The 4,165-nt window shown below is 66.1% G+C and carries 5 protein-coding genes; all 5 read left to right on the top strand.

What is annotated here, in order from left to right; all coding sequences use genetic code 11:
- A partial coding sequence (feoB, locus tag VD811_16130) for a ferrous iron transport protein B (GenBank protein ID HXV22513.1) occupies positions 1-2,193 on the top strand: 2,193 nt, incomplete at its 5' end.
- Between the two features lies 1 nt (position 2,194).
- Positions 2,195-2,326 (top strand): FeoB-associated Cys-rich membrane protein, encoded by a 132-nt coding sequence (locus VD811_16125; protein HXV22512.1) that lies wholly within the window; start codon positions 2,195-2,197, stop codon positions 2,324-2,326.
- Between the two features lie 69 nt (positions 2,327-2,395).
- Positions 2,396-3,124 carry a DUF3793 family protein gene (locus VD811_16120; GenBank protein ID HXV22511.1) on the top strand — a complete coding sequence of 243 codons (729 nt, stop codon included), beginning with the start codon at positions 2,396-2,398 and terminating at the stop codon, positions 3,122-3,124.
- The gene (locus VD811_16115) at positions 3,109-3,402 is read left to right on the top strand and encodes a DUF2325 domain-containing protein (GenBank protein HXV22510.1); all 294 of its coding nucleotides are present in this window, start codon (positions 3,109-3,111) and stop codon (positions 3,400-3,402) included. Before VD811_16120 ends, VD811_16115 begins: the two co-directional genes overlap by 16 nt.
- A 5-nt stretch (positions 3,403-3,407) precedes the next feature.
- Positions 3,408-4,165 (top strand): LbtU family siderophore porin (locus VD811_16110; GenBank protein HXV22509.1); only part of this gene is annotated, 758 nt, incomplete at its 3' end.

Below are 4,165 nucleotides of genomic sequence, written 5' to 3'. Positions count from 1 at the left end.
CGCCCGGTGGAGAAGCGCGTCGTCACCATCGCGGTGGCCGGCAACCCCAACGCGGGCAAATCGACCCTGATCAACGCCATCACCGGCAGCCGGCTGCACGTCGGCAACTGGCCGGGGGTGACGGTGGAGAAGAAGGAGGCGTCCTTCGAGTTCGAGGGGCGCACCATCCGTCTGGTCGACCTGCCCGGCACCTACTCCCTCTCCCCCTACACCCAGGAGGAGATCATCGCCCGCGACTACCTGGTGCACGAGAAACCCGACCTGGTGATCAACGTGGTCGACGCCACCAATCTGGAGCGCAACCTCTACCTCACCATGCAGCTGCTGGAGCTGGGGCTGCCGGTGGTGATGGCCCTCAACATCTTCGACGAGGCCGAGGCCAAGGGGTACCGGATCGACGTCAAGGGGATCGAGCAGATGCTGGGCGTCACCGTCGTCCCCACCGCGGCGACCAAAAACCGCGGGACGAAGGAGCTGCTGGAGGCGGCGCTGGCGACCGCCGCCGCTCCGCAAACCCACCGGCCGAAACAGCTCAGCTACGGCGAGGACATCGAGAAGGCGGTCGACGGCGTGGCCGCAACCCTGCAGGCGAAGCACCCGGTGCTGGCGAACAAATACCCGCTGCGCTGGCTCGCCTGCAAACTGATGGAGGGGGACACCGAGGTGGCCAGGGAGGTCAACATCGGCCTGGAGAGCCTGGAGGGTGAGGCGCTCAGTCACCTGCGCCGCGCCCACGGCGAGGACATCGAGGCGCTGATGGCCGACGCCCGATACGCCCTCGCCTCGGGCCTGACCCGCGAGGTGCTGCAGAAGCCGGAGCTGCGCAAGGCGGAGGTCACCGAGAAGATCGACCGCATCGTCCTCAACCGCTTCCTCGGCATCCCGATCTTCCTGGCCGCCATGTGGCTGGTATTCAAGCTCACCTTCGACCTCTCCTCCCCCTTCGGCGACTGGCTCGACGGCATGATCGCCGGCCCCTTCCGCCGCTGGGTCGAGGCGGGGCTGGGGCTAGTCGGGGCTCCCGACTGGACGGTGTCGCTCGCCCTCGACGGGGTGATCGCCGGCGTCGGCTTCGTGCTGGTCTTCGTGCCGGTCATCTTCGCCATGATGTTCTTCATCACCTTCCTCGAAGGGAGCGGCTACATGGCGCGGGCCGCCTTCGTCATGGACCGGGCGATGCACGCCATCGGCCTGCACGGCAAGAGCTTCATCCCGATGCTGCTCGGCTTCGGCTGCAACGTGCCCGGCATCTACGCCACCCGCACCCTGGAGAACCCGCGGGACAAGGCCCTGACCGCCCTGCTGCTGCCGCTGATGAGCTGCGGGGCGCGCCTGCCGGTCTACGTCCTGTTCGCCGGGGTCTTCTTCGGCACGGCCGCCGGCAGCGTCATCTGGTCCCTCTACGTGCTGGGGATTCTGCTCGCCATCGTCATGGGCGTGATCTTCAAGAAGACCCTCTTCCGCGGCGAAGCGCCGATGTTCATCATGGAGCTGCCGCCCTATCGGATGCCGACGCTCAAGAGCCTGCTGATCCACACCTGGGAGAAGGGGAAGCACTTCCTGATCAAGGCCGGCACCTACATCCTGGCCGTCTCGGTCTTCGTCTGGTTCCTGCTCAACACCCCCTGGGGCGTCGAGAGCAAGCGCGACTCCTACCTCGGCCAGACCGGCGCCTTGATCGCCCCGATCTTCGAGCCGCTCGGCTTCGGCAACTGGGAGGCCTCCTCTTCGCTCATCACCGGCCTGATCGCCAAGGAGATCGTCGTCGGCACCATGGGCGAGATCTATGCCCCCGAGGCGCTGGCGGAGGAAGCGGCGACCGAGGAAGAAGCGGCGACGCCGACCCTGGGCGAGGACCTGAAGGAGATCGTCGTCTCCTTCGGCGGCGCCTTCAAGGACGCGGGCGCCAACGTCGTCGCCACCTTCGGTGTTTCCAGCCTGGCGGCGGAGGACGAGGAAGGGGCCTCCCCCCTCAAGACGGCCGTCGGCGGCGCCTTCACGCCGCTGTCCGCCTACGCCTTCATGGTCTTCGTCCTGCTCTATATGCCCTGCGTGGTGGTCGCCATCGCCATGCGCCAGGAGTTCGGCTCCTGGAAGTGGTTCGGGGTCGCCTTCGTCTACCAGATGGCCCTCGCCTGGACCGTCTCCCTGGTGATCTACCAGGGCGGGACCTTCCTCGGACTCGGAGGCTGAGATGGGCATCGTCGATATCATCTGGATGGCAGTGATCCTGGGCGGAGCGGGCTACCTCTTCTACCGCTCGTTCTGGAAGAAAAAAGGGTCGTGTCACGATTGCAGCGGCTGCGACTGCTCGTCGAAACGGTAATTCATACGTATCTGGCCGAGACGCCCGATTGGGCGTCTCGGGATCACCTTCCCAAGCAGGAGGTTGAAAATGCAGCACCATCGCTCCGATGAGCAAAGACGGCCGGTCTGGCATGATCTGGCGGAGCGTTTCGCCGATGAACGGGAATGCCTGGCCGCATTCCTCGCCCTCGAAGCGGCAGAAGTCCTCGATGGGGAAAAACCGGCGAACCTGATCAACGTCGCCAACCGCCGCCGGGCCTGCGGCCGCAACCTCTACCGGATGTGGCAGCGCCACGGGGCCACTCTGGCGCGGCAAGGCGGCCTGGCCGTCCGGGAGCTGGCCGACCGGGGCGATTCGCTGCTGCTGCTGCTCTACCGGCCGCAGACACTCGCGGCCCTGCTCGCCCGGCCGAACGTCGCGGGGTTTCTCCGCAAGGCCGGCTACACCAACCCGGCCGACCCGCAAGCGTCTTTGACGGAGCTGCAAGCACGGATCCCGGCGGCAGGGTTTCCCCACGAAATCGGGGTTTTTCTCGGCTACCCGCTCAAGGACGTGGCCGGTTTCATGGGCTGGGCGCCCCTGCCCTTCACCTGCCAGGGTCCCTGGAAAATCTACGGCGATCCCGCCGGCAGCCTCGGGCTCGCCGAAGCTTTCCGCCAGAGCCGCTGCCGCATGGCCCGGCGGCTGGCTCGCTGCGCTACCCCCGTCGATTGCCTGCATGCGGTCGGCTCATCTGCAGGGGAGGCTTTTTGCGGGGCATCAATTGAAAATGAATATCGTTATGATTTAAGGAGGGCGGCATGTGCGTCGCGGTGATCGGCGGGATGGCCCGGCTGGAACGGCACTACCGGCTGGAAGCGGCGCAGGCCGGCGTCGAACTGCGGGTTTTCAATCAGTCGGAAGCCAACATCGGCGCCAAACTCAAGAACGTCGACGCCGTGCTCATCTTCACCAACAAGGTGTCGCACCGTGCCCGGCACGAGGCGGTCAGCGTGGCCAGAACCCAGAACATCCCGGTGTTCCAGTACCACTCCTGCGGCGTCTGCACGCTGCGGAACTGCTTAACTTGTATTAAACTCTCCAAGGAGGAATGAAGGAAATGTCCAGAAACAAGATGTCCCGATCCATCCCTGCCCTGATCCTTGCCGGCCTGCTGGCGCTAGCCTCTCCCGCCCTGACCTTCGCCCACGGCGACGCTGAAGAGGCGGCAACGGCAATCCGCAATCTGTCGGCCGAAGAGCGCCTGCGCCTCCTGGAGGAACGCCAAGCCGAGATCTACCACACCCTGGCCGAGAAGAAAGGCGCCGGTCTGGCGGCGAAGATCACCGAGAGGATCACCATCTCAGGGCTGCTCGAGGTGGAGGCCGCAGCCGCCGACGTCGAGTTCAAGGACGGCACCTCCGACGCCGCCAGCGACCTGGCGCTCGCCACCGCCCAGTTCGGTCTCGGTGTCAAGCTCACCGAGGCGATCAGCGGCGACATCATCTTCCTGTTCGAGGAGGGAGCCTTCGGGGCCGATGACACCGACCTCGAAGTCGACGAGGCCGCCATCAACTTCGCGCACGGCCCCTGGTCCGGCCGCGTCGGCCGCCAGTACCTCCCCTTCGGCGTGTTCCACAGCCATTTCATCAGCGACCCGCTGACCCTGGAGCTGGGCGAGACCCGGGAGACGGCCCTCCTCGCCGGCTACACGTACGGCCCGGCCACCCTTTCCGCCTTCGTCTTCAACGGCGATGCCGAGAAGACCCGCAATGAGGACCACATCCGCGACTGGGGGGCGAGCCTGGTGGTGGCCCCAACGGAAGGGGTGGAACTGGGCGGCAGCTACCTCTCCGACCTGGCCGACACCGACGCCAG

The sequence above is a fragment of the Desulfuromonadales bacterium genome, from assembly GCA_035620395.1.
Taxonomy (GTDB): Bacteria; Desulfobacterota; Desulfuromonadia; order Desulfuromonadales; family DASPGW01; genus DASPGW01.
This window is presented reverse-complemented; position numbering and strand designations above follow the sequence as displayed.

Coding starts and splice junctions, on each gene's coding strand:
- VD811_16120 (HXV22511.1), top strand. CDS start 2,396: ATGCAGCACCATCGCTCCGATGAGCAAAGACGGCCGGTCTGGCATGAT.
- VD811_16115 (HXV22510.1), top strand. CDS start 3,109: ATGTGCGTCGCGGTGATCGGCGGGATGGCCCGGCTGGAACGGCACTAC.
- VD811_16125 (HXV22512.1), top strand. CDS start 2,195: ATGGGCATCGTCGATATCATCTGGATGGCAGTGATCCTGGGCGGAGCG.